Origin of the sequence: Candidatus Brocadia sinica JPN1, assembly GCF_000949635.1 — a bacterium.
GTDB lineage: Bacteria > Planctomycetota > Brocadiia > Brocadiales > Brocadiaceae > Brocadia > Brocadia sinica.
In genome coordinates, this window is the sequence record NZ_BAFN01000001.1 from 3,507,468 (window position 1) to 3,530,193 (window position 22,726).

At 42.0% G+C, this 22,726-nt stretch carries 25 protein-coding genes and 1 pseudogene; 15 read left to right on the forward strand and 11 right to left on the reverse strand.

What is annotated here, in order from left to right:
• The first annotated feature begins 6 nt into the window (after positions 1-6).
• The 5 genes from BROSI_RS16040 to BROSI_RS16055 all read left to right on the forward strand — a co-directional run bounded on the left by BROSI_RS16040 (position 7) and on the right by BROSI_RS16055 (position 2,924).
• The gene (locus BROSI_RS16040; protein ID WP_102046806.1) at positions 7-1,473 is read left to right on the forward strand and encodes a phospholipase D-like domain-containing protein; all 1,467 of its coding nucleotides are present in this window, start codon (positions 7-9) and stop codon (positions 1,471-1,473) included.
• Positions 1,445-1,603: a hypothetical protein gene (locus BROSI_RS20025; RefSeq protein ID WP_157842577.1), complete on the forward strand. Its 159-nt coding sequence runs from the start codon at positions 1,445-1,447 to the stop codon at positions 1,601-1,603. The genes BROSI_RS16040 and BROSI_RS20025 overlap by 29 nt, the downstream gene beginning before the upstream one ends.
• A gap of 78 nt (positions 1,604-1,681) precedes the next feature.
• Positions 1,682-1,945, forward strand: coding sequence for a hypothetical protein (locus BROSI_RS16045; protein ID WP_157842578.1), 264 nt, complete (start codon positions 1,682-1,684; stop codon positions 1,943-1,945).
• Between the two features lie 18 nt (positions 1,946-1,963).
• Entirely contained in the window at positions 1,964-2,392 is a 429-nt protein-coding gene (locus BROSI_RS16050; protein WP_052564783.1) for a helix-turn-helix domain-containing protein, read from the forward strand.
• 64 nt (positions 2,393-2,456) lie between these two features.
• The gene (locus tag BROSI_RS16055) at positions 2,457-2,924 is read left to right on the forward strand and encodes a CBS domain-containing protein (protein WP_052564784.1); all 468 of its coding nucleotides are present in this window, start codon (positions 2,457-2,459) and stop codon (positions 2,922-2,924) included.
• A gap of 117 nt (positions 2,925-3,041) precedes the next feature.
• On the opposite strand, the gene BROSI_RS20030 is transcribed toward BROSI_RS16055, so the two are convergent.
• Positions 3,042-3,260, reverse strand: coding sequence for a hypothetical protein (locus tag BROSI_RS20030; RefSeq protein ID WP_157842579.1), 219 nt, complete (start codon positions 3,258-3,260; stop codon positions 3,042-3,044).
• 123 nt (positions 3,261-3,383) lie between these two features.
• The gene (locus tag BROSI_RS21490; protein WP_082059262.1) at positions 3,384-3,596 is read right to left on the reverse strand and encodes a transposase; all 213 of its coding nucleotides are present in this window, start codon (positions 3,594-3,596) and stop codon (positions 3,384-3,386) included.
• Positions 3,597-3,731: 135 nt separating this feature from the next.
• Between BROSI_RS21490 and BROSI_RS16060 the strand changes: the two genes are divergently transcribed.
• Together BROSI_RS16060 and BROSI_RS16065 are read left to right on the forward strand one after the other, a co-directional pair.
• Positions 3,732-4,034, forward strand: a complete 303-nt coding sequence (locus tag BROSI_RS16060; RefSeq protein ID WP_052564785.1) for a nucleotidyltransferase family protein — start codon at positions 3,732-3,734, stop codon at positions 4,032-4,034.
• On the forward strand, positions 4,024-4,362 hold the full coding sequence (locus tag BROSI_RS16065; RefSeq protein WP_052564786.1) for a HepT-like ribonuclease domain-containing protein: 339 nt from the start codon (positions 4,024-4,026) through the stop codon (positions 4,360-4,362). The genes BROSI_RS16060 and BROSI_RS16065 overlap by 11 nt, the downstream gene beginning before the upstream one ends.
• A gap of 38 nt (positions 4,363-4,400) precedes the next feature.
• On the opposite strand, the gene BROSI_RS16070 is transcribed toward BROSI_RS16065, so the two are convergent.
• The 4 genes from BROSI_RS16070 to larC form a co-directional block, all read right to left on the reverse strand.
• Positions 4,401-4,634, reverse strand: a complete 234-nt coding sequence (locus tag BROSI_RS16070) for a DUF433 domain-containing protein (RefSeq protein WP_052564787.1) — start codon at positions 4,632-4,634, stop codon at positions 4,401-4,403.
• Between the two features lie 337 nt (positions 4,635-4,971).
• On the reverse strand, positions 4,972-7,575 hold the full coding sequence (locus BROSI_RS16075; RefSeq protein WP_082059263.1) for a cation-translocating P-type ATPase: 2,604 nt from the start codon (positions 7,573-7,575) through the stop codon (positions 4,972-4,974).
• Complete coding sequence (locus tag BROSI_RS16080) at positions 7,562-9,496, reverse strand: tetratricopeptide repeat protein (protein WP_052564788.1); 1,935 nt, start codon at positions 9,494-9,496, stop codon at positions 7,562-7,564. Before BROSI_RS16080 ends, BROSI_RS16075 begins: the two co-directional genes overlap by 14 nt.
• Before the next feature lie 94 nt (positions 9,497-9,590).
• On the reverse strand, positions 9,591-10,796 hold the full coding sequence (gene larC, locus BROSI_RS16085; RefSeq protein ID WP_052564789.1) for a nickel pincer cofactor biosynthesis protein LarC: 1,206 nt from the start codon (positions 10,794-10,796) through the stop codon (positions 9,591-9,593).
• A 204-nt stretch (positions 10,797-11,000) separates the two neighbouring features.
• Between larC and nadD the strand changes: the two genes are divergently transcribed.
• The 3 genes from nadD (at position 11,001) to BROSI_RS16100 (ending at position 12,783) form a co-directional block, all read left to right on the forward strand.
• Positions 11,001-11,642, forward strand: a complete 642-nt coding sequence (gene nadD, locus BROSI_RS16090) for a nicotinate-nucleotide adenylyltransferase (protein ID WP_052564790.1) — start codon at positions 11,001-11,003, stop codon at positions 11,640-11,642.
• Positions 11,643-11,646: 4 nt separating this feature from the next.
• A complete protein-coding gene (locus BROSI_RS16095; RefSeq protein WP_052564791.1) occupies positions 11,647-12,162 on the forward strand; it encodes a hypothetical protein in 516 nt (171 codons plus the stop codon).
• A 246-nt stretch (positions 12,163-12,408) separates the two neighbouring features.
• On the forward strand, positions 12,409-12,783 hold the full coding sequence (locus tag BROSI_RS16100) for a thiol-disulfide oxidoreductase DCC family protein (RefSeq protein ID WP_052564792.1): 375 nt from the start codon (positions 12,409-12,411) through the stop codon (positions 12,781-12,783).
• Between the two features lie 130 nt (positions 12,784-12,913).
• On the opposite strand, the gene BROSI_RS16105 is transcribed toward BROSI_RS16100, so the two are convergent.
• The 5 genes and pseudogenes from BROSI_RS16105 to BROSI_RS16125 all read right to left on the reverse strand — a co-directional run bounded on the left by BROSI_RS16105 (position 12,914) and on the right by BROSI_RS16125 (position 17,247).
• Positions 12,914-13,543, reverse strand: a complete 630-nt coding sequence (locus BROSI_RS16105; protein WP_052564793.1) for a hypothetical protein — start codon at positions 13,541-13,543, stop codon at positions 12,914-12,916.
• Between the two features lie 11 nt (positions 13,544-13,554).
• Positions 13,555-13,925 (reverse strand): annotated as a pseudogene (locus BROSI_RS16110) (type I restriction-modification system subunit M N-terminal domain-containing protein); the annotation flags it as partial.
• A 90-nt stretch (positions 13,926-14,015) separates the two neighbouring features.
• Complete coding sequence (locus BROSI_RS16115; RefSeq protein WP_052564795.1) at positions 14,016-15,680, reverse strand: alkaline phosphatase family protein; 1,665 nt, start codon at positions 15,678-15,680, stop codon at positions 14,016-14,018.
• Between the two features lie 3 nt (positions 15,681-15,683).
• A complete protein-coding gene (gene pyrF, locus BROSI_RS16120) occupies positions 15,684-16,640 on the reverse strand; it encodes an orotidine-5'-phosphate decarboxylase (RefSeq protein ID WP_230400703.1) in 957 nt (318 codons plus the stop codon).
• Between the two features lie 43 nt (positions 16,641-16,683).
• Positions 16,684-17,247 carry an anthranilate synthase component II gene (locus tag BROSI_RS16125; protein ID WP_052564796.1) on the reverse strand — a complete coding sequence of 188 codons (564 nt, stop codon included), beginning with the start codon at positions 17,245-17,247 and terminating at the stop codon, positions 16,684-16,686.
• A 362-nt stretch (positions 17,248-17,609) separates the two neighbouring features.
• Between BROSI_RS16125 and nusA the strand changes: the two genes are divergently transcribed.
• The 5 genes from nusA (at position 17,610) to hisG (ending at position 22,721) form a co-directional block, all read left to right on the forward strand.
• Positions 17,610-18,686 (forward strand): transcription termination factor NusA, encoded by a 1,077-nt coding sequence (gene nusA, locus BROSI_RS16130; protein ID WP_052564797.1) that lies wholly within the window; start codon positions 17,610-17,612, stop codon positions 18,684-18,686.
• A 43-nt stretch (positions 18,687-18,729) separates the two neighbouring features.
• A complete protein-coding gene (gene infB / locus BROSI_RS16135) occupies positions 18,730-20,967 on the forward strand; it encodes a translation initiation factor IF-2 (RefSeq protein WP_052564798.1) in 2,238 nt (745 codons plus the stop codon).
• Positions 20,968-21,073: 106 nt separating this feature from the next.
• Positions 21,074-21,385: a DUF503 domain-containing protein gene (locus tag BROSI_RS16140; RefSeq protein WP_052564799.1), complete on the forward strand. Its 312-nt coding sequence runs from the start codon at positions 21,074-21,076 to the stop codon at positions 21,383-21,385.
• Between the two features lie 89 nt (positions 21,386-21,474).
• Positions 21,475-21,852 carry a 30S ribosome-binding factor RbfA gene (gene rbfA / locus BROSI_RS16145; protein ID WP_052564800.1) on the forward strand — a complete coding sequence of 126 codons (378 nt, stop codon included), beginning with the start codon at positions 21,475-21,477 and terminating at the stop codon, positions 21,850-21,852.
• Positions 21,849-22,721 carry an ATP phosphoribosyltransferase gene (gene hisG, locus BROSI_RS16150; RefSeq protein WP_052564801.1) on the forward strand — a complete coding sequence of 291 codons (873 nt, stop codon included), beginning with the start codon at positions 21,849-21,851 and terminating at the stop codon, positions 22,719-22,721. Before rbfA ends, hisG begins: the two co-directional genes overlap by 4 nt.
• Positions 22,722-22,726: the final 5 nt, after the last annotated feature.

Below are 22,726 nucleotides of genomic sequence, written 5' to 3' on the forward strand. Positions count from 1 at the left end.
GAAGTCATGATGTCACCGCCAAACACCGTGACGGAGATACGTGCACTCGCCGACCAGGCCTTCTCTCGCGCCGCCGGTGCGCCACTCGTTGAGGGTAATCATGTTCGACTGCTCAAAGACGCGCGAGAGAACTACCCGGCATGGCTCGATGCCATCGGAGCGGCGAAACGTCATATCCACTTCGAGAGCTACAGCATTCATGAAGACGATACGGGGTGCAAATTCGCTGACGCGCTGCTTGGGAAAGCGCGGGAAGGCGTGCGAGTGCGGATCATCTACGATTGGGTGGGCGGCTTTGGAAAGACCTCGCGGCGGTTCTGGAATCGCTTACGTGCAGGCGGCGTCGAAGTGCGTTGCTATAACCCGCCACGCTTGGACTCGCCCTTCGGCTGGCTTAGTCGTGATCACCGTAAGATGCTCTCAGTAGATAGTCAAGTTGGCTTCGTCTCGGGCTTGTGCGTCGGGCGCATGTGGGAGGGGGTTCCTGAAAAGAAGATCGACCCGTGGCGTGACATCGGAATCGAAGTGCGCGGACCCTCAGTGGCAGATATTGAGCAAGCATTCGCACAAGTCTGGGCGATGATCGGCAAGCCAATCCCTGAACATGAGTTGGCGAGTCGAAACGCGCTCGCACAAGCAGGTGAAACGCCGCTTCGCATCGTGGCAAGCGTGCCGGCGACGGCTGGCATGTTCCGCTTAGACCAACTTGTCGCCACGCTTGCAAGAAAGAGATTGTGGCTGACAGATGCCTACTACGCCGGGACGTCAGCCTACGTGCAAGCTCTGAGAGCGTCGGCGAAGGACGGGGTTGACGTGCGCCTCCTTGTACCGAACGCGACAGACATTCCTATCTTAAAACCTTTATCGAGGGCGGGGTATCGTACGCTCCTGGAGGCAGGCGTGCGCGTTTTCGAGTGGAACGGGACGATGCTGCATGCGAAGACCGCGGTCGCTGATGGGCGTTGGGCGCGCGTCGGTTCGACCAATCTCAACATCGCAAGTTGGTTTGGCAACTGCGAGTTGGATGTGGTGGTCGAAGACGAATTATTCGCACGCGAGATGGAGGAGATGTACCTTCAGGATTTAACGAATGCGACGGAGGTCGTCTTGGATGCGAAACAGAGGGTGTACGCACCCGGCGAGCCACCCCACCTGCATTCTGTGATGATAAGTGGCAGCGGAAGCGCGGGCAGAGCGGCATCTGGGGCGGTTCGTATCGGTAACGCCGTTGGTGCGGCTTTCACCGACCGGCGCGTACTTGGACCGGCTGAAGTGCACATGATGATAGGTGGCGGCGCGTTGTTCTTAATTTTGGCCGCTCTCTTTGCATTCTTTCCGCGCGTGCTTGCGTACCCGCTGTTCATTATTTTTGCTTGGCTTGGCATCACGCTGTTTTTTAGAAGCTATAAATTGCATCGTCAGACTAAGCGAAAAAGGGACGCACATGTACGTCATCGTAGAAGCAAAGGATAGAAAGGGGACAGTTGGGATTACCCTTCATATTCCAATTGGCAAACTTCGCGTAATGGATAAAATATTTGATAATAAAGACAGGGAAAAGTTTCTGAAGATATTAAGAAGAACAAAGGCGAGGTATGGCTAGCTCCTCCACGCATAAGTCTTAATGGGAAACCACTATCATCTTTTTCTGGAAACACCAAAGGCTAATATCTCTCAGATCATGCAGAATGTTAACAAAAAGGAAGAGGAGTTACTGAGAAAAGGGAAGGGAAAAAGGGAAAGACAAGCAGCGATATATGTATCAAAAATCATGAGTAATGCTAAGAATACAGAAATTGGGAGGTATTTTGGCATACAAGGGTCAACAGTAAGTGAAGCTCTTAAGAGAATAGAAAACAGGATAAAAAGAGAAGGTAAATTCAGGAAAGAAATCGAAGTATTAAAAAACAATTCGTTATTGAATAATGAAGGTTTGACCCAGTGACCCTCCAAAGAGTTTGTCATGGAAGGCATGGGGGAAAGAAATAATCCCCTGGACGATGTGGTAGCTGGAGTTCTCCTCGGCAGTGAAATGTTCGTAGCACAAATAAGGAGGATGTTACAGAGACGAAAACCCGATGAAGAGATTCCTCAGTTGAAAAAACTCCGGGAAATAATTCCTATAGAGAAAGTTATCAAAGGTTGTTGTAAGTATTACGGCAAAAAGGAAGAGGAGTTACTGAGAAAAGGGAAGGGAAAAAGGGAAAGACAAGCAGCGATATATGTATCAAAAATCATGAGTAATGCGAAGAATACAGAAATTGGGAGGTATTTTGGCATACAAGGGTCAACAGTAAGTGAAGCTCTTAAGAGAGTAGAAACCAGGATAAAAAGAGAAGGTAAATTCAGGAAAGAACTCGAAGTGTTAAAAAAACAATTCGTTATTGAATAATGAAGGTTTGACCCCGTGACCCTCAAGGTTGATAATAGGAAGTGTTTTTGGAAGGAGTTATAAAATGTCTATTGGAAGGATTTGCGTTAGAGATGTCTATTTAGCAGAAGCGGAAGAATCAACATATGTTGCTGCCCAAAGGATGCGGGAGCATAATGTAGGCACCCTTGTGGTTCTCGATAAGGATAAAAAGCCTTTAGGTATCGTCACCGATCGAGATCTTGCTATGAAAGTGATCGCTGAAGGCAAAGATCCGGCCAAAGTTAAAGTCTCGCAAGTTATGACGATCGATCCTCGTTCATTGAGGGAAGATACGCCCATTGAAGAAGGATTGCGCATGATGCGTAGAGGACAGTGTCGCCGTTTGCCAGTGGTAGATGATAAAGGTGCTTTGCAAGGCATAGTGAGCATTGATGATATTCTTGAATTGTTAGCAGAAGAAATGTCCCAGATCGCGAGAATAATTGAATCGCAAGTAGAACGGAGATATCTAAGAGAGCAACTGGGGTCAAACCCAATCTATGGACAATAACATGTTATTTTGGCTTTTTTTCTAAAACGATTATGCATTTAACAGTTTCTAACAGTCTTAATTAAAAGAATGATGTTGGAATTGATTAATAATCATGGAAGAGGGAATGGTCACATCTTAAATATTAAGCAATTGCTTCTTTAAATTTATAATCTTATCACTTAGGTTTTTATTCCGCATGAGTTCCACATTGATCTGGTTATATTTCATGGTAATTGCCGCACCTGATATCCCATCGAAAAACGCACCAAGATCCTTACCTGATACCCCGCTCAGGTCTCGGGCAAGATACATCGCAATTGCTCGTACCTTGTTACTGTTTCCGTAACAAGCCAATCAGGTTCTCGTCTTTTCCGTGCAAATACAGGGTAACTAATCCATGAATACTCAAGGGGATGTGTAGCCATCTTTGCACGAACAGGTTTAAGATGGATGTACCGGGAAAGCAGGACAAGATAATCATTTGCATCTATCAGGATTGCCTTGGAAGAGATGACCTCTTCTTCGGTGTCTTTTGTTGAAATAAACTGAGTAACTCACAGTAGGCCATTGAATTGCCACGCTTAAATTGGCTTGTGGTGTTTCGATTAACACATGATAATGATTGGACATGAGACAATAGGTGTGGATCCTTGTTGTAAATCGTTCTACACTTTTTACAAGATATTCCAGAAATTTTTCCCTGCCTCGTGCCCCATCTGACCGCCATTCCGATCACTTCACGGCGGCAGGTGTGCTTTAGCGTTAGGCATCAAAACAACATTAAAGATATTGAAATAATCTGCAACAATAGGTAATATTCTTTTTATGATTGATTTATTAAAATTAAAATCAAAAATCGAGCGTGTCTGTCGACAATTTCCTATTAAACGACTTGGGATTTTTGGGTCCGCTTTAACTCAGGATTTTGGGTTGGAAAGCGATGTGGACGTATTGGTTGCTTTTGATTCCGATGAAAACATCGATTTGTTTGATAAATACTTTGAATTGAAAGAGCAACTCGAAACAATTTTTGAACGTGAAGTAGATCTCGTTATAGATAAACCTTTTAGAAATCCAGTTTTCAGAGAATCGGTTGAAAAAACGAAGATTATCATTTATGAAAGATGAGATTCGGAAAAACCTTATAGATATTCTTCAGGCTGCAGAAGAAATACAGAGATTTACCCATGGGATGAATTTCAAGGAATATCAAAACAGCCCCGTCACTCAAAGAGCTGTTGAAAGGGATTTTGAAATTATCGGGGAAGCCCTAAACAGGATTAAAAGAATGGATGAGGAATTGCTTGAAAGGATTTCCGAGCATTACCGTATTATAGGCTTTAGGAATATCTTGATACATGGCTATGATATCATTGATGAATTGATTGTCTGGAAGGCTGTTGAGAATCATTTACCTATTCTAATTAAAGAAATACATGAAATATTAAATACCTAACAAGTCGCTGAAGCTGGCCTTTTCATCTGTCAGACAGTTCAAGCTACCTCCTGAATCGGATAAACTACCTCATCCCGTAATGAATCAGCCGCAAATGACAGGGCTGCTTGAATGGCATCGCGGGTAAGGCGGGGATGAGCGTCAAGAATTTGCTCGATAGTTTCACCGGCTGCAAGCTTATCTAAAATAAGCTCTACGGTAATGCGTGTTCCAGCAATAACCGGTTTGCCCATCATCACCGCAGGGTCTGATAGGATTAATTTTTTCTGCATTTTTTCTCCTTTCAAAGGACATATCGTCTTACATTCGAGACTTTGGAAAGTGTCACTAACTACAAGGGTTGTTGTTCCAAACTGTATTTTCCATATTATCAAAAGGAAAAAATACCGTCAAAATATTTTCCAGGCGTTTTTTACTATAATAAAATTCGTAACAATTTAGCTTTTTGAAAAACCTTAATAAAAATCAGGCTTTACCATCTGTGTAGTGCGAACTTCAGTTCGCAGGACAGCGACATAAATGTCGCGCTACATGTTCCGACTCATTCGGGTTAGGATGTTTCTTTCAAAATACTAAATTGTTACTAAAATTCACCATCAGATGCACGTTTTAAATTTTCAAAAGCCACCGCCTCCTTATCCACTTATCAATCTCAACGGCAATTATAATGGTCACTGTTATTGCTCCCACATTCACCCATTCCATTTCTGTTAGCGGCTCGGTTTTAAAAACCCACTGAAGGGCGGGTACGTAAAGCACCGCAAGCTGGGCAAAAAAGGCAGCTATCATGCTGTAGAACAAAAAGAGATTGCTCAAAGGATTGATCCTGAAGACAGACTGAATTTCTGAACGGGAATTCCACGCCTGAAAGAACTGGAAGAAGACCATCGTTGTCATGGCAACAGATCTTGCCTTTTCAATGGAGACACCTTCATTTAAAGCTGAGATAAAGTTATAAACAACTCCACCGCTAATTATAAGGGCAACAAGAAAGGTTCTTTCGATCAGAAGCCGGGACAATATTCCTTCTTTTGGGTCCCTGGGGGGCCTGTTTATTATTCCTTTTTCTCCTGGTTCAAAGGCAAGGGCAACATCCTGCAAACCATTCGTAACGATATTTATCCAAAGAAGCTGTGTGGGCACATATGGCATTGGTACGCCAAGGATAAGGGTAGCAATAATGGAAATTATGGTAGCTATACCGGTTGGTATAAGAAAAAAGACCACCTTGCGTATGTTATCAAATAATATCCGGCCCTCCCTCACCGCATTAAAGATACTTGCAAAATTATCGTCTACAAGGACCATGTCAGATGCCTCCTTTGCAACATCGGTTCCTGTTCTTCCCATAGCGATACCAATATGCGCTTCCTTGAGGGCAGGGGCATCATTAACACCATCACCTGTTACAGCGACAACCTCGCCGTGCCTCTTCAGTTGTTGTACTATCCTCAATTTATGGTGTGGAGAGACCCTGGCATATACAGAAACATCCTTCACCTTATGAAAGAGTTCTTCATCACTCATCACTTCAAGCTCTTTACCTGTGATCACTTCAGTATCTGTTCCACCTAACCCGAGTTTTTTTGCAATTGATACTGCAGTAACGGCATGGTCGCCCGTTATCATGATAGTCCTGATGCCCGCCTGTTTACAGCCATTTATGGCCTCTATGGATTCCGGTCTTGGCGGATCTATCATTCCCTGTAAACCTGCAAAGCTCAACCCTGATCCCACGTTATGGTGGGTAATCTCCTCCATGTCGTGAGGGGCTTCCTTATAAGCAAAGGCAAGTACCCGCATACCCTCTTTTGCAAAGTTATTGGCGATAAGTAAAATCTCTTTTTTCTGAGAACCGTCACCGTCCGCAGACACAGCACACATATCCAGTACCTTCTCAGGCGCACCTTTCACAAATATAAGTTTTTTACCTCCGTGTCTGTGAAGGGTTGCCATGTAGCCATGTTCAGACTCAAAGGGTATGATTGCAATTTGCGTATAGTGCTTCTTTTCCTCCTCCGGCATGAGACCTGCCTTCATTGCAGAAACAATAAGGGCGCCTTCCGTGGGGTCGCCGTCAACTTTATACTGACCATCTTCCTCGTAAATATTTGACTCATTGCAGAGAAGTCCTATGCGCAGCACCTGAAGATGTTTCTTCTTCTCCTCTGCTTTAACAGACATTTGATCATGGAGTATCTCACCCTTTGGTTCATATCCACTCCCAGAAACATCATATATGTGCTCTCCATCATAGATTAGCCTGACAGTCATCTCATTTTTCGTGAGGGTTCCCGTCTTGTCTGAACATATAACAGTGGTGCTTCCGAGGGTTTCTGCAGCCGGAAGTTTTCTCATGATGGCGTTCTGCCTTGCCATCCTGGCCACTCCAATAGCCATGGCTATGGTCACGACAATGGGAAGTCCTTCAGGTATGGCAGCTACCGCAGCCGCCACTGCCGTCATGAACATATCATGTATGCTTTCACCAATTATTATGCCTATACCAAAAAGCACCACAGAGGCTGCCATAACAATGAATCCAATGTATTTTGCGAAATTTTCTATCTTTTTCTGAAGTGGCGCCTTTGTGACTCCTATCTCTTTAACCTCCTGGGCAATGCTACCAAGCACAGTCTTTGACCCCGTCTCTACCACAATACCCTTTGCCCTCCCACTCACCACTACCGTTCCCATAAATGCCATGTTCTTTTGGTCACCCGGGGTCAGATTGTCTTCACTTATTATTGCAACGGACTTTTCAGCGGGGACTGACTCACCGGTAAGCATCGCTTCCTCAATCTTTAATTCATACGTCCTGATCAGCCGCAGGTCAGCCGGCACCTTGGTACCAGATGCCAGGAGTACGATATCTCCGGGTACGAGTTCCTCGCTGTTTATCTCTTTCTCTTTGCCGTTTCTTAAAACCCTTGCCCTTGGTATGAGCATCTTCTTGAGCGCCCTTACGCCCTGTTCTGCCCTGTATTCCTGGATATAGCCAATAATTGCATTAAGGGTCACAACAGCCATGATTACACTGGTATCAATGTATTCTTTGAGAAGGGCAGTTACAACGGCGGCTACAAGAAGGATATAAATGAGCGGGCTTGTGAATTGATGGAGAAGGATTTTAAGCCTGCTAATCTTCCCTTCTTCGACAAGTTTGTTTAAACCGTATTGCTGAAGCCGTTTGCTGACTTCATTTTTGTTCACAAATTAAATTGAATATTTCACGCGCATTCTGATGGTTTGGGTCTATTGATAAAACCATTCTGGATGCTTCGAGCGCTTTGTCGAGTTGTTTCGTGTTAAAGTAGGCAGCGCTTAAGTTGTAATATGCGTCTTTATAACGATCATTATATTTAATGGCCTCTAAACATGCCTGTATCGCCTTTTCATGAAGTCCTTTTCTTATATAGGTGGATCCAAGATTGTTGTAGGCATCAGAATAATCAGGTTTGCTTGAAATAGCATTATTAAATTCAGCGATTGCCAAATCTAAAAGATTGGATTTGGCATACAGGACACCGAGATTATTGTGGGCATAAGGATACCGTGGATTTAACATCAACGCCTTTTGATATTCAATCATAGCCTCATGAAACATACCCTTTTTCCGGTAAGTAACTCCGAGATTATTATGTGCATCTATATAGTCATCATACAATCTTAACGCATGTTTAAATTCGGCTATTGCCTCATCCAATCTACCAGTATCCCGATAAATGTTTCCCAGATTATTGTGAGCTTTAAAACTATCGGGGGCTCTTTTCGCTGTATCTGTCCACAAAACCGTTTGATCCCTCCAGATATTGGTTCTCCTTATTGTCGCAATTGAAAAAAATATCAATATAGGAATCAATATGGTGAAAGTTATGGCGTTCCAGGGGAAAAATCTTTTTTCCCTGGCGAGATTTTTTGTAAAGTTCAGCGGGTATACGCAATCTGTCAGATTGCTCATTCCAGTCCTCAGACCCCAGCCTTGTGCCTGGTTGTAAATATAACACGATCTGTAAGATTTATCAAAAGATACAAATTTATCATCATGAAATGTGAAAAGATTTCCACCTACCATACAAATACCCAGGATAGGCAGATAGAGATATCTCTCTGCCATAATGTTCTCAATGGGTACGATGTTTAATATGGGTAACAAACTGATAAAAAACCATACCGTGGCAAAGAACGCTATTTTTGAGTAAAAAAATATTCTATAGGCAATAATAGCAATGGTTAAAAGGAGTAGGAACGACAGAATGAAGGATGCATCCAAGAGAGAGTAAGAATTGGGTACAACATAATCTGCACAAAGATGAAAAGGGGAGAAAAAGAGCTTAACATAGGAGGCGAGTACCTTGGACATCGTAAGAAAGTTGACAAAAATGCTATTGCCGGGATATGAGACATGTGATTCTGCCGGGTTGTGCAAGGTTACAAATCTTATAATGAGATAGAAAGCAGCAACAAAAATATAGCCTGGGTAATAATGGATAAATTTATAGCGGCGATTGGGGCTTTTCGTGAACAAGATATCATAGAAGAAGAGAAAAAATGGCAGCGTAACTGCCATTTCCTTGGAGAATACACCAAAAAGATAACATGCTACAGAGACAAAGTAAAGGAGGGAAAACCGTCGTTCATCCTTACAACACGCAAGGTACAGCAAGAAAGCTGCTATAAAAAATGTGGCCCCGAGGAGGTCTTCTCGATAACTTACGGCATTAACCGTTTCAGAAAGGACAGGGTGGCATAGGAATAGAAGAACTGATACAAAAGAAGTTGGCCGGTGATTAAAAACCTGCATGAAAAAGAAAAAAAGTAAAACAGTGTTAACGGTATGTAAAAGTAAGTTACTGAGATGGAACCCAAAAGGGTTTAGTTTCCATAACGTAAAATCGATAAAATATGTCAGGGTGACAACCGGACGGTAACTCAATTCTCCGGAAAACTTAAAATATTCCTGGTTAAAAAGCAACGGTAAATTGCTCCACGTTTTTATGAAATGATTATTTACGATGGTAAATTCATCATCGTAAACAAATTTATTTGCTAAAGAGTTTAGATAGATGAGTTGTGACGCAGCTACAAGGATGAAAACAAGAATAGGGAGATTTGGGGTTTTCATTATTTTCATGTTCTAATGCTTTATGACTGTGTGCAGTTTGGGCGGCTGAGTAGTTGACAAAAAATTTACGGTCGATGGACCGGCAGGATCTTGTTTTAAAAAATCAGAGTTTTCCGAATTCTTTTGCAATGATGCTATAAACTTGTTTGAGAGGGACGCCTTTTTCCTCGGCAATTCTCTTACAATCTTCGTATTCAGGAGAAATGCTTTTGATATTACCATCAAATGTTCCGATCTTGATTTTTATTTTTCCTAACGGGCTATCCAACTCTTTAAACTCCCGTGTGAGTACTTTACGGATTACTTTATATTTTCTTATGCCAAAAGTGGTTGTTTGATTGAACAAGGCTGATTCAACGGAGAGCAGATTCAATTCAGACACTATAATGCTAATAATTATTCCAGGCCGTCCCTTTTTCATCTGAATTGATGTGAAATAGACATCCACGGCGCCTGCCTGAAATAATTTATCCATGACATAGCCCAGTATCTCACCCGGCATATTATCTATGTTTGTTTCGACAATCCACATTTCATCAGATTCAGTGCTGGAATCTGTTTCTCCAATGAGTATACGTAACAAATTAGGTATGTTGGGATTATCATTATTGCCTGCGCCATAACCAATCTGAAGGATTTTCATTTCCGGATTTGTGCGCAGACCATTGCCTAACGTTGTTACAATGGCAGCACCTGTTGGTGTGGTTAATTCCTTTTCTATCTTGACAGATTTTAGCAATTGGTTTTTAAGAAGTTCCGCAGTCGCAGGGGCTGGAACCGGGAACGTGCCGTGTTCACATGTGGTGTATCCACATCCTGTGGGAATAGGAGAAAAATATATCTTTTCGATTCCTAAGTGCTTCATGGCGATTACAGAGCCAATGATGTCAATTATTGAGTCGATTGCGCCAACTTCGTGGAAATGGATTTTGTCTATTGAGGTATCATGGATTTTTGCCTCAACCATAGCGAGTCTTTGAAAAACCTTTATACTATCGTTCTTGATGTCATCGTGGAGGGTACTTTTTTCTATTATAGCCTGTATCTCAGAAAGGTTGAAGTGTGAGTTATGGTGGTGACCATGACGGAATCCGGGGGGATGGTTATTCCCCCGGGAGATCATTACATGGACTTTTGTACCACTTATCCCGGTCCGTTTTACCTTTTCTGCGGATATTTCATATCCATGGAGGTGGAGTTGCGCTAACTGATCCCTTAGCAGGTTGATGTCAAGTCCCGCATCTACAAAGGCACCAAGGGTCATGTCGCCGCTAATCCCGGAAAAACAGTCAAAATATGCTATCTTCAATTGAATTCTTTCTGTCTGGAGAGAATACCTGAAATTGCTCTGTAAAGTATATCAGATGCTAGCACACGTTTTCTCATGAGTCAATGAAAAACGATCCCATTTTTATTGACTTATATACATTCATTTATATAATGCAACTTTTAAAAACATGGGTTTTACCGGGTACCTTTGAGTTTTTGTGATTAAAAATGGTAAGAAAATAAAATGGATATTGGTATATTTGGCGGATCATTTAATCCAGTTCATATAGGTCATTTAATTGTTGCTGAAGAAGTCTATCAGCAACGGGCATTAACAAAAGTACTATTTATGCCGACAGGAATATCTCCCCACAAGGAATCCAGCGACTTGATAGCATCATTTCACCGGTATCAAATGGTAAAAGAGGCAATAGATGACAACGAACATTTTGAGGTTTCTGATCTGGAAATAAAACGGGCCGGAAAATCATATACCATAGATACTATCGGTATGTTAAAAGAGATATATGGGGAAAATCACCATTTGTTTTTGATTGTTGGAACTGATATGATTAATGAAATAGGTACTTGGAAAGACATTGACATGCTTTCTACGATGTGTCAGTTTGTTGTTGTTAATCGTTTTCCGGTTTCAGCCAATGGAAATTTCCATAACTCCCTCTTTCAAAAAGGGGAAGTGGGTGGGATGAAGGTGTTTTCAGATGGAAAAAAAACAGAGATCGAACAATTAAAAGTAAAAATTCCACCAATCGGTATATCCTCAACTGAAATAAGGGCAAGATTACAGAGTGGACGCAGCATAAGATACTTGGTTCCACGCTGCGTGGAAAATTATATCAAAGCGCATAATTTATACATGAGGTAGTAAAATGAACTATATTCATCATGCATTGATAATATTTCTTCTTTTCGCAATAAATAAAGTCAGCCTTGCACAGGGAAATATTGTAGATTATTTTTTAAAAAACCCGAAGGCATGGGATGATACAAAGAAAATTATCCACAAGACACCACTAAAGGTTATTATTACCGATGGATTGGAAGGGTTGGGATTCGACCTTATAGAATTAACGGAGGGGGATGAGGTAGCCTTGATTTTTCTAGAGACTCAAAAGGCTGAAAAAATGAAGTGGAAGAGGTTTTGTAATGCAGGAGACAAACTATTGCCGGGGAAAAATAGGGTAGTATCCGTCATTACCCGGAATTCAGGAAACCGCACCCAATTTCAGTATCAATTCATGCTTCAAAGAAATATCAATAATGTACCCATTACCGTTTACAACAATGGCAATGCCGTTCTGGAAAGTAGATATGACGGCAGTCTGCCGGTAAAAGATATCTCCAATCTATCAGGAATTGAACTCTGTGAGGTTGAAATTCGCTAGCTAATTTATGGCTATCAGTTCTCAATCGTTAGCAATCAGCTCAGGCTGGCCGCTGAAGGTTAATTGCTGCCGCTCTCCTTATAGTATTACTGTATAAAAACTTCTTTTTTGTGTAAATTTTTACCTCTCCTTCATCTCCTCCTTGCGAAAGAGGGGAAAAAGAGGAGGTTATTTTGGTTACGGCTTCGCTGCGTTATGATATTTTAAAAATCATTGAAATACTCTATTTCGGCAGATATGAATAAGATGGGAACAGCTATACTTATTTATGATGCCAGGTGCAGTTTGTGTCGCGGATGCATAAGATGGATTGAACTCCACGCTATTCGAAAAGACGCCTTTGAGTTTATTCCATGCCAATCAGATGAGCGCCGGATCCGATTCCAGGATATAACAGATGAAGCCTGTTTACAGTCCCTTCACTTAGTGCTTTCAAACAATCAATTTTTCTTCGGTGAACAGGTATTGCCTGAGATAATCAAGCGGTTGAGGGGGTTTCGGTGGTTGCATCTATTATTCAAAATGCCCATAAGCAGGGTATTTTTGTATACCATTTACCGGTGGGTTGCCAATAACCGGTACATCATTTCGCAGACAATAAAACCTCTCATCGAGGAATAAAAATACAAAAAACGATAAATGTCAAACCTTTATCGCTTAGCGTTCTGCTTCAGGATGAGTGATCTGAACATCGTTCACTGAAGTTTGTCATTCAAGAACATTATACATGTATCCACGCAACTCCTGGCAATTACCTGTTGTCATCAATTCCCCATTCGAAATGATCGCACATAGTCTCAGTATGGGGTCTGCCAATGGATTTAAAGGCAGATGAAGGAATAAAGTTATTTCCATGAACTTTTGCGTCGACATCTATCGTCCACCCGGTAACATCGGTACGATCCCTATACACGCTCTGCTGTATCTTCCCAAAAGCCTTGTTCATTTGAAGAATATGACCAAGAGAAAACCGTCCGCGGAAATCTCCCGCTGTGGTTGGCTCGGGAATATCCTTTCTGCCTATGGCCATCTGTATGGCAACGTCTTCCCTGAGCGCTTCAAGATCGTCAAGATAGTCTCCCCCTGCAAAGGCGTTGGCGGAAAGCGCCAGAATATGCTCAGATTCTGGATACCCATATTCCCTTTCCTTGACACGAATATGGTAATCCACCAGTATTTGAGGTATGGTAAGAGCTTCTGCCATTGCGTAATGAAGCGAAAGTCCTGTGTGGACAGTCAAGGGCTCCTTGGTCACTTCCAATCGTATCGTATGACCTTGTCGAATACTCAGGGGAAGTCCCTTTTTCAGTTTTTTCGAAATCTTCGTTTTCACCTTTTGTATGAATTGGCCTCCTATGGGGTAGTACCTGTCTTTGCCCATAAATATATGCCTTTCATTAGCAGGATCGTAGATTTTTCCATTTCAAACTCAATGGCCTTCATGGCATCATTTATGGCCTTGCCGATATTGCGGCCTTCAGGGAGTTCAGGAGATAGGAATAATGGGCTATATCAGGCAGGTACATAACTCCTTTCGCCTGATAATCCGCCTTGCCTATTTTTTTGCGGCTGCCGGTGGGTTGATACTTCTTTATCTCTTTCTCAACTTCTGTAAACTTGTGATCGGCATAACGGAGAAAGATGAGTCCTAAAACGGGGACGGAATATTCCTGGGATGACAATTCAGAATTTGCCCTGAGCTGGTCGGCTGCTTCCCAGAGATTCTTTTCGGTCTCGTTATTATTTCCTTTTGCCACACTCATCCCTTTATCGCAAACATACTGTTAGATGAAAATCATTTTTTTCTGTGTTTCTGTACTGCATAACGAAGTATTTTCAGTTCTACAGTTTTATCAGCCCATATACCCCAATCCTTTCAACCGTTCAGCGATCTTGGCCTCTTCATCCTCAGAAATTTTTTGGATGGCGCTTGTTCTTTTAACCTGGATGGACTGGTATTCAACTCCTTTTAACTCCTTATTCAATATATCGGTCAATACCTTACCATCCATATACGTGGGGATCTGTTTGTTGAGTAGATAAAGAACTGTGGGGACGATGTCTATGATTTCTGCATTTTGTACTTGATGGTTTTTCTTGATGTCTTTTCCGATGGCAATGAAGATGCCGTGTTGTCTGTGACAGCCGGAACGATAGAGCTTATATTGCATAGCAGGCATGAGCATCTCCGGGGCAAGGCCGACCTGAATGACATACCCCTCTGCCATGTCAATTATCAGGTCGGGGGCATTTGATACGAGGTCTTCAGTGTATATCTCTTCCCTCCTATAGACCTTTTGGATGATATTTTTTGATGTTTTTGGGTCTTTGATGGTGTATAACTTTTCAATTATCTGATCCCTGAGGGCTTCGTATTCCTTTCCCGGTTCAATAATGCCTTCAGGTTGACGACCTTTGAGATTGATCCAGACATTCTGGCCCGACAGGGAGCAGAAATATGCCTTTGTCTGCGACCAGTCAACGCTTCCCAAGCCGGTATCCACGGTGGGAGTAAGTGACTTAAGTCTCAGCCAGTCTGGTATCATACGGTCAACCCATCGTCCAACGCCCATTTTATATGTTAACTTTTTCAGGGTAGTTTTTATAGCCCTCAGGAGTTCGGTATTGATAGATAGTGGCGGTTTTGGTTTTAAACTCAAGATATCCATGTCATAAAAATATTTGTTGATATAAAAATCCTTGTGAAGCCCCCCAAACCCATGGTCGGAGACGATCATGACAGTGGTATCTTCTGGAAGAGTGTCCAAAAATCGCTTCATGGCGATATCGAGATGTTGGTAGTAATCTTCAATGGCATCTTTATATTTTTGAGATTTTTTAGGATCGTGAAGTGGATGGCTTGTCTCCATATGACGCCAGAAAAAATGCTGTATCCTATCCAGTTCATCAAACACTGCCATGAAAAGATCGGGTTGGTATTTATTGTAGAGATAATGGACGGCCTTTTCCTGTATATCGGTGACTTTATAGAGTTCATCAAGGAAGGCATCCTCCCTTCCCCCCATAATCGTTCCCACATCAATACTGAATTGTAATCCATGTAAATAGTTCTTTAACTCTTCTTTGAGGGATGCGGGGTATATGAAATTCGAGTTTGTATCAGGAGTACCAAGACCCGCAACCATAAAGCCATTAACGGCTTCTGGAGGATAGGTCATGGGCATATTAAAGATACCTGATGTCATGCCGTAGGTGTCGAGGATATTCCAGATGGCAGGGGTCTTTCTATCGTTTGAGGTGACATTTCTGAGTTCGTAGTTATCGTTACGAATGGTGAAAAAGTCGAAGATATTATGTTTGCCGGGGTTCACACCGGTAAAGGCAGATGTCCAGGCTGGCGCACTGAGAGGGGGGATAGTACTATTTAAATTTCCATAACTACCGTTTTCAATGAGATATTTAAATGTGGGCAATTGCCCTTTGCGAATCATGGGATGAATAATATCCCATGTGGCGCCGTCCAGTCCAATGATGACAATTTTATTTGGTTTATTCATATTCTATTTAAGAATCTTTCTTATTTCTTCATTCATCTTAATTACTGCCTCCTGTGTTGCGTCTTTCCAAGCACTTATACCATATTTTTTCTCCCAGGGGGAAATATTGTATGCATAAAGGATGGAACGAGAGGCGCTGATGATAGCCCCAAGGCCATCAGGGTTAAAGCAATGTGCGATATCCTTTGCTGTAGCGCCCTGGGCACCATAGCCTGGTACAAGAAAATAAGCAGCAGGCATAATCTTTCGCAATTTCGATATTTCGTGAGAAAATGTAGCTCCCACGACAGCCCCAACTGCGCTGTATCCCTGTTTGCCAATGAAGTCTTTTCCCCAGGCATGTGTCTTTTCTGCGATAATTTCATGGAGTTTTTTTGTCCCACACATGATGTCCTGGAGTTCACCTGAGGATGGATTTGATGTTTTTACGAGGATAAATATACCTTTGTTATGTTTCCTCGCTGTTTGTAAAAAGGGGATCAGGCTGTCGGTTCCTAAAAGGGGGTTAACGGTTATGGCATCAGCGGCGAATGGGATTTCAACGATATTATCTATGTGTACCTCACCGATATGGGCATTGGCATATGCCTCAGCGGTGCTGGGGACATCACCTCTTTTTACATCGCCAATTACTATCAACCCTTTTTGTCTGGCGTATTGAATAGTTTCCGCATATGCCCAAACACCCCACCAGCCATAAAGTTCATAAAATGCAATCTGGGGTTTGACAATGCTCACATATGGTGTGATAAGGTCGATAACCTGTGTATTAAATTCCAGAATAACACGGGATGCATATTCAAGTGCCTGTTTTTGAGAAGCGGAGAACTTCTGCTTAATAGTATCCGGGATGAGTTTAAAAGAGGGGTCTAAACCTACCACTACACAGCTATTTTTTCTGCGGATGGCTGAGACAAGCTGGTCGGCAAAATTTTCTCTGATGTCAGAGACTACAGCCAAAATTGTTTTCCTTAAGTCTCAAGTTTTGATGATAATCAAGTAACTAAAGGGACAAGAAATTTTTAAGAAGTTTTGGACCTTCTGCGGTTAAAAAGGATTCGGGATGAAACTGTACCCCTTCTAAAGGATACTCTTTATGGCGAATACCCATAATCTCATCATCGTCTGCCCTGGCGGTAACTTCAAGACAATCGGGCAATGTATCTTCTTTGACGATAAGAGAATGATAACGAGTGGCTTCAAAAGGATTGGAAAGTCCCCGGTAAATGGTTTTGCAGTCGTGTTTGATCATAGATGTCTTTCCATGCATAAGTCTTCGTGCACGAATAACTTCAGCCCCATATGTATATGCAATGCACTGGTGGCCCAGACAAACCCCGAGAATCGGTATTTTCCCTGAGAACTGTTTTATAATATCATTAGAGATGCCTGCTTCCTTGGGTGTACAGGGTCCCGGAGATATAATGATATGGTCAGGTTTCTTCTCCTCTATTTCCCCAAGGCTGACCTTATCATTTCTAAATACTTCCATTCTTGCGCCAAATGCGCCAATTTGTTGCACTAAATTATAGGTGAAGGAGTCGTAATTATCGATAATGATTATCATAAAAGTATTTCCCTTTTACAAATATTAGCAAAATAAATTTTGAATATCAAAGAGATTTTAAGTGGTAATTAAACAAGTTCTTGCATTCACTGTTAGTAAATGCCATTACCATAAAAACAACTTGACAATATTCGTTTTTTTTGTTAAATTTTGTTAATTGTATTAACTGTTAAGCGACACTGGGATAAGATCGATGTGTTATCCTTAAAGAATTTTGTGTAGTTATATATAGACTGGCCAAAAGGGGGAAAAGTTTGCGAAAGTGGGGATAACCCACTTTTTTATTTTAAGGAGTATATTTTTTCCCTTAGAGTGTTCTTTCTGGTTAGTCTTTGATTAACGACTTAAGTAAAAAGGTATTTATGGATAAAGAAAGTTTACTACGTCTAGTAGATAGTTTACACAGGGATAAAGAAATTGCCAAAGATGTTGTGTTTCAGGGTATAGAGGCCGCTCTAACTACCGCTGCCCGAAAACATTTTAAATCCCAGGAGACGGTTTCTATTCAAATTGATAGAAATACGGGAGAAATTTTGGCGAGGGAGGGTGATCGTAAAATCGATCCTTCCGAATTGGGCAGGATTACGGCGCAAACTGCGAAACAAGTTATCATTCAGAAGATACGGGAAGCTGAGAGGGACGTTATATACGAGGATTTTGTTAGCCGGAAGGGTGCCATTGTCAGTGGAACTGTCCAAAGGTTCGAAGGACCTACGATCATTGTTAACCTTGGGAAAACAGAAGGCATCCTGCACAAATTGGAACAAATTGATGATGAACATTATAATACGAATGAACGGGTCAGGGCGATTGTCTTTGATGTGAAAAAAGTAGGAACTCGGGTGCGGATATTACTTTCAAGGACGCATCCTGATTTTGTCCGGAGGCTTTTTGAATTAGAAGTACCTGAAATTGCGGAAAATACCATTGAAATTAAGGCCCTGGCAAGAGAGCCTGGTCATAGGACCAAGATTGCTGTGGCTTCAAGCGATCAAAATGTGGATTGCGTCGGTGCGTGTGTGGGTGTGCGTGGGTCTCGGATTAAGAATATTGTGGATGAATTAAATGGTGAGAAGATTGATATTATTCGGTGGAGTGATGAACCAGAGGTGTTGTTGCCCAATGCACTGAAACCTGCGGAAGTTTCAGGGATTATTCTGTCGGCAGAGAACCAGGTTGCGACTATTGTGGTACCAAATGATCAACTTTCTCTGGCAATTGGCAAGAGGGGACAAAATGTACGTCTTGCATCCCGGTTAACGTCATGGGATATTGATATTATCACAGAATCGGAATTTGAAGAAAGGCAAAAAGAGGGTGCCGCAGGACTTACAGAGGTTGCAGAGTCGAACAAAAGGCCTTCTGATAATTCAAAGACGACAAATGGGGGGGCGGTGGCTGAGCATATTAAAGCGGGTGGGGAAAAAGAGGGAGTATAATAATAAATATATGGAAATTATTTTGATTATCTTAGGAGTTTAAATGGGAAAAATTCGGATCAGTTTACTTGCAAAAGAGCTGGGGGTTAAGAGTAGCCTGTTGATTGATAAATGTCATGAAAAAGGGTTGACTCACATTACGCACCATGCGAATACACTAGTTTCTGAGCAGGCGGAAATGATAAGACAATTGTTCCAACCGGGTGCAAAGGTGACTCCTACGAAAGAAGAGCCCAAAATAAAAGAGGTTCCCGTTTCACATGCAGTGGTTGAACAGAAAAAGGCTGAGAAAACGACATCGCAAGCCGGTGGTGTAAAAGTTATTCAACCGAGTAAAATTGTTAGAATCCCCAAAAGTGCACCCACTCCGCATCAGCAACAGCGTGTTGTAAAGATGACCCCGGTAAAAACATATTGGAAGAAGAAACAGCCGCCAGGTGTTGTGTCTTTCAGGAAAAAAGAACACGGAGGGGAAGTTGTCGAATCAAAAAAACCAGCAGTTAAGGAGAAAGAAACAAAGGTTGTTATGGAACCACCGATAACGGTAAAAGATCTTTCTTCTAAGTTAGGGATTCGTGCAAATGAGATTATCACCAAGTTACTCCTCGAACACAATGTGCGTTCAACAATCAATCAGATATTAAGCGAAGAGATTGTACAGTTGTTAGGCATTGAATATGGGGTGGAGATTGAAATTAGAAAAAAAGAGGCCGTGGGAGAACGTGATTTCATGGCCGAGCAGGTATCTACAAAAGCCGAGGACATGGTGCATCGTGCACCGATCGTGACTTTTTTGGGGCATGTTGACCATGGAAAAACCTCACTCCTTGATAGTATTCGTCAAACAAATGTTGCCGCGGGAGAAATAGGTGGGATTACGCAGCATATTGGTGCGTATAAGGTGGAAATGCATGGAAAACACGTAGTATTTCTTGATACACCTGGCCATGAAGCATTTACAGCTATGCGGGCAAGGGGAGCAAATATTACCGATGTGGTGGTGCTCGTTGTGGCGGCCGATGATGGAGTGATGCCTCAAACGGAAGAGGCATTAAATCATGCAAAAGCTGCTAATGTGCCGATTGTTGTTGCGGTGAATAAAATTGATAAACCCGGTGCCAATTCGCTGAGAGTTAAACAACAGCTTGCAAGTCTGGATTTAATCCCTGAAGAATGGGGTGGAAAGACGCAGTTTGTTGAGACTTCAGCTGTTACGAAAAAGGGAATCGATACCTTGCTTGAAAGGCTTTTGCTGGAGTCTGAAATTCTGGAACTAAAAGCAAACCCTAAAAATCCGGCACGAGGAGTGGTATTGGAGGCTCGCCTTAGTGAGGGACGAGGAGTTGTTGCTAATGTCTTAATACAAGAAGGCACCTTGCATGAAGGAGATATTATCCTTTGTGGCAGGACTTTCGGTAGGGCGCGTCTCGTTACGAACGAAAGGGGATTGGAGGTACAAGAGGCAGGTCCGTCAACACCGGTATCCGTTTCTGATTTTTCTGAAGTTCCTGAGGCTGGAGACAAATTTTACGTCGTCAGCGATATACAAAGGGCAAGAGAGATTGCTCAGGAAAGACAAAAGAAAGAACGTGAAACCTCTCTGGCAAAACACCAGCATGTTACGCTGGATAGCCTGTATTCCAAAATTGCTGAAGGGAACGTAAAGGAAATCAAAATAATATTAAAGGCTGATTATAAGGGTTCTGTTGAAGTACTCAAAAAGGCATTAGAAGAACTTTCAACTCCTGAAATAAAAGTGAGAATATTACACTGTGGTGTCGGTGGTATTACAGAATCGGACGTGCTTCTGGCTGATGCATCGGATGCCATTGTGATTGGGTTTTATGTGACGACCGAGGATAAGGCACGCATACTGGCAGAAGAAAAAGGGGTGGAAATCAGGCTCTACAAAATTATCTATGATGCAACAAACGAAATAAAAGCTGCCATGGAAGGTATGTTAGAACCAGAATCTAAAGAGGTTGTATTAGGTCAGGTCGAAATACGGCAAGTTTACAATATCTCAAAGTTTGGTAATGTTGCTGGTTGTTATGTAAAAACGGGTAAAATTACAAGAAATGCTTCCATCCGTTTAATTCGGGATAACATTATCATTTATGACGGGAAATTAGAGTCTTTAAAGGTAGTTAAAGATGATGTCAGAGAGGTTAGGGCAGGATTTGAATGTGGGCTGAAAATTGCCAATTATGATGATATTAAAGTGGGGGATGTTGTGGAGGCATACGAAGTCCAAAAGATAGCAAGGGTCCTAACGGTATAGTAATTGCTCTTAGCTTTGCCTGGCATTTTTAGAAAAAGATTTTTAACCCCTTGTTATCCTCCTTCTTGGCAATTGGGACAATTTTAATTGCGACTATGATGCACTTATGAAATTAGAGTTTTACAAGTCTGATGATGCCGTAATTGGAGTTCTCAATATTCGATTGGTAATCCGGAGTGCAAATACCTTAAAGGACAAACGTCGCATCATTAAGAGCCTGAAAGATCGTGTTAAAAATAATTTTAACGTCTCTGTCTCAGAAATTGGAACTTTAGATCATTGCCAATATTCCAGATTAGGGATAGCAATGGTAGGAAATGATAAGGGATATGTGAATAGTGTCTTGTCGAATTTACTTAATATGTTCCGAATCTCAACTTCTGTAGAGCTTGTTGGTTATCACCTCGAATTTGTTTAATTCCATTCGTAAGAGATGTACATCCATATTGTAAATCCCTTTTTAGTGATATGTATACTTTTTTGTTTACAATAAAGAAGGGGGTTGTTATGCCTTCAAGAAGAGTAGAGCGATTGTCTGAATCAGTTAAACAAGAGGTAAGTAAAATCATACTTTACGAACTCAAAGACCCTCGGATAAGTTTTATTACGGTTACCAATGTTGAACTTGCGTCTGATTTAAAAAGAGCAAAGGTGTATATCTCTGTTTTGGGGGATGCTCTTACTCAGAGAAAAACCTTGCAGGCGCTGGAACATGCCAGAGGGTTTATTCAAGCAAAGGTGGGCGCACACCTGCAGATAAGATATACGCCATTGTTGACGTTTTATTTGGATGAATCGTTAAAAAAAAGTCAGCATATTTCAAACCTTATTGACGAGGCAGTTAAGGGGAGTGACATTACAATTGAAGGTGAGTTAGAAGAATGAAAAAATTACATTTAGGTTTACCGAAAGGCAGTCTTCAGGAAGCAACAATTGAAATGATGAAAAAGGCGGGTTATACTGTCCACGTTAGTCCCCGGTCTTATTACCCTTCGATCGATGACGATGAAATTTCCATACGATTAATCAGGCCGCAAGATATGTCCAGATATGTTGAAAAAGGGATTATTGATGCTGGTCTGACCGGCGCAGATTGGGTGAGAGAAGCTGGTTCTGATGTGAAAGTGGTTGTGAGTCTTGTGTACGCTAAACAACAGTTGACGAAGGTAAAATGGGTTTTAGCTGTGCCTGAAAGTTCGACCATCCGCACCGTGGATGATCTGCAGAATAAAAAGATTGCGACGGAGCTTGTGAACGTGACACGGCAGTATCTCGCAGAACGTGGGGTGGTTGCCGATATTGAATTTTCTCATGGTGCTACCGAGGCAAAGGCTCCAGACTTAGTAGATGCGATTGTAGAACTTACCGAAACAGGGAGTAGTCTGAAGGCAAACAAACTTCGTATCATTGAGATCGTTATGGAATCTTCAACTCAGCTTATTGCCAGTCATCATGCGTGGAAAGATGAATGGAAACGTACAAAAATAGAGAATCTTGCAATGCTATTTGAAGGAGCTATTATTGCCCGTGCAAAGGTTGGATTAAAGATGAATGTTCCAAACGGGGCCCTGGATCAGGTGCTAAAAAAATTGCCTGCATTGAGAAAACCAACGGTCTCTACACTGTCTGAAGGGGCTGGTTATGCAATTGAAACTGTGCTGGATGAAACAGTGGCAAGAAGCATCACTCCTGAGTTAAAAAGAGCCGGAGCTGAAGGGATTATTGAATATCCATTAAATAAAGTTATTCTTTAAGATGC

Coding starts and splice junctions, on each gene's coding strand:
- BROSI_RS16040 (WP_102046806.1), top strand. CDS start 7: ATGATGTCACCGCCAAACACCGTGACGGAGATACGTGCACTCGCCGAC.
- BROSI_RS20025 (WP_157842577.1), top strand. CDS start 1,445: ATGTACGTCATCGTAGAAGCAAAGGATAGAAAGGGGACAGTTGGGATT.
- BROSI_RS16045 (WP_157842578.1), top strand. CDS start 1,682: ATGCAGAATGTTAACAAAAAGGAAGAGGAGTTACTGAGAAAAGGGAAG.
- BROSI_RS16050 (WP_052564783.1), top strand. CDS start 1,964: ATGGAAGGCATGGGGGAAAGAAATAATCCCCTGGACGATGTGGTAGCT.
- BROSI_RS16055 (WP_052564784.1), top strand. CDS start 2,457: ATGTCTATTGGAAGGATTTGCGTTAGAGATGTCTATTTAGCAGAAGCG.
- BROSI_RS16060 (WP_052564785.1), top strand. CDS start 3,732: ATGATTGATTTATTAAAATTAAAATCAAAAATCGAGCGTGTCTGTCGA.
- BROSI_RS16065 (WP_052564786.1), top strand. CDS start 4,024: ATGAAAGATGAGATTCGGAAAAACCTTATAGATATTCTTCAGGCTGCA.
- BROSI_RS16070 (WP_052564787.1), bottom strand. CDS start 4,634: ATGCAGAAAAAATTAATCCTATCAGACCCTGCGGTGATGATGGGCAAA.
- BROSI_RS16080 (WP_052564788.1), bottom strand. CDS start 9,496: ATGAAAATAATGAAAACCCCAAATCTCCCTATTCTTGTTTTCATCCTT.
- nadD (WP_052564790.1), top strand. CDS start 11,001: ATGGATATTGGTATATTTGGCGGATCATTTAATCCAGTTCATATAGGT.
- BROSI_RS16095 (WP_052564791.1), top strand. CDS start 11,647: ATGAACTATATTCATCATGCATTGATAATATTTCTTCTTTTCGCAATA.
- BROSI_RS16100 (WP_052564792.1), top strand. CDS start 12,409: ATGGGAACAGCTATACTTATTTATGATGCCAGGTGCAGTTTGTGTCGC.
- BROSI_RS16105 (WP_052564793.1), bottom strand. CDS start 13,543: ATGGGCAAAGACAGGTACTACCCCATAGGAGGCCAATTCATACAAAAG.
- BROSI_RS16115 (WP_052564795.1), bottom strand. CDS start 15,680: ATGAATAAACCAAATAAAATTGTCATCATTGGACTGGACGGCGCCACA.
- BROSI_RS16125 (WP_052564796.1), bottom strand. CDS start 17,247: ATGATAATCATTATCGATAATTACGACTCCTTCACCTATAATTTAGTG.
- nusA (WP_052564797.1), top strand. CDS start 17,610: ATGGATAAAGAAAGTTTACTACGTCTAGTAGATAGTTTACACAGGGAT.
- infB (WP_052564798.1), top strand. CDS start 18,730: ATGGGAAAAATTCGGATCAGTTTACTTGCAAAAGAGCTGGGGGTTAAG.
- BROSI_RS16140 (WP_052564799.1), top strand. CDS start 21,074: ATGAAATTAGAGTTTTACAAGTCTGATGATGCCGTAATTGGAGTTCTC.
- rbfA (WP_052564800.1), top strand. CDS start 21,475: ATGCCTTCAAGAAGAGTAGAGCGATTGTCTGAATCAGTTAAACAAGAG.
- hisG (WP_052564801.1), top strand. CDS start 21,849: ATGAAAAAATTACATTTAGGTTTACCGAAAGGCAGTCTTCAGGAAGCA.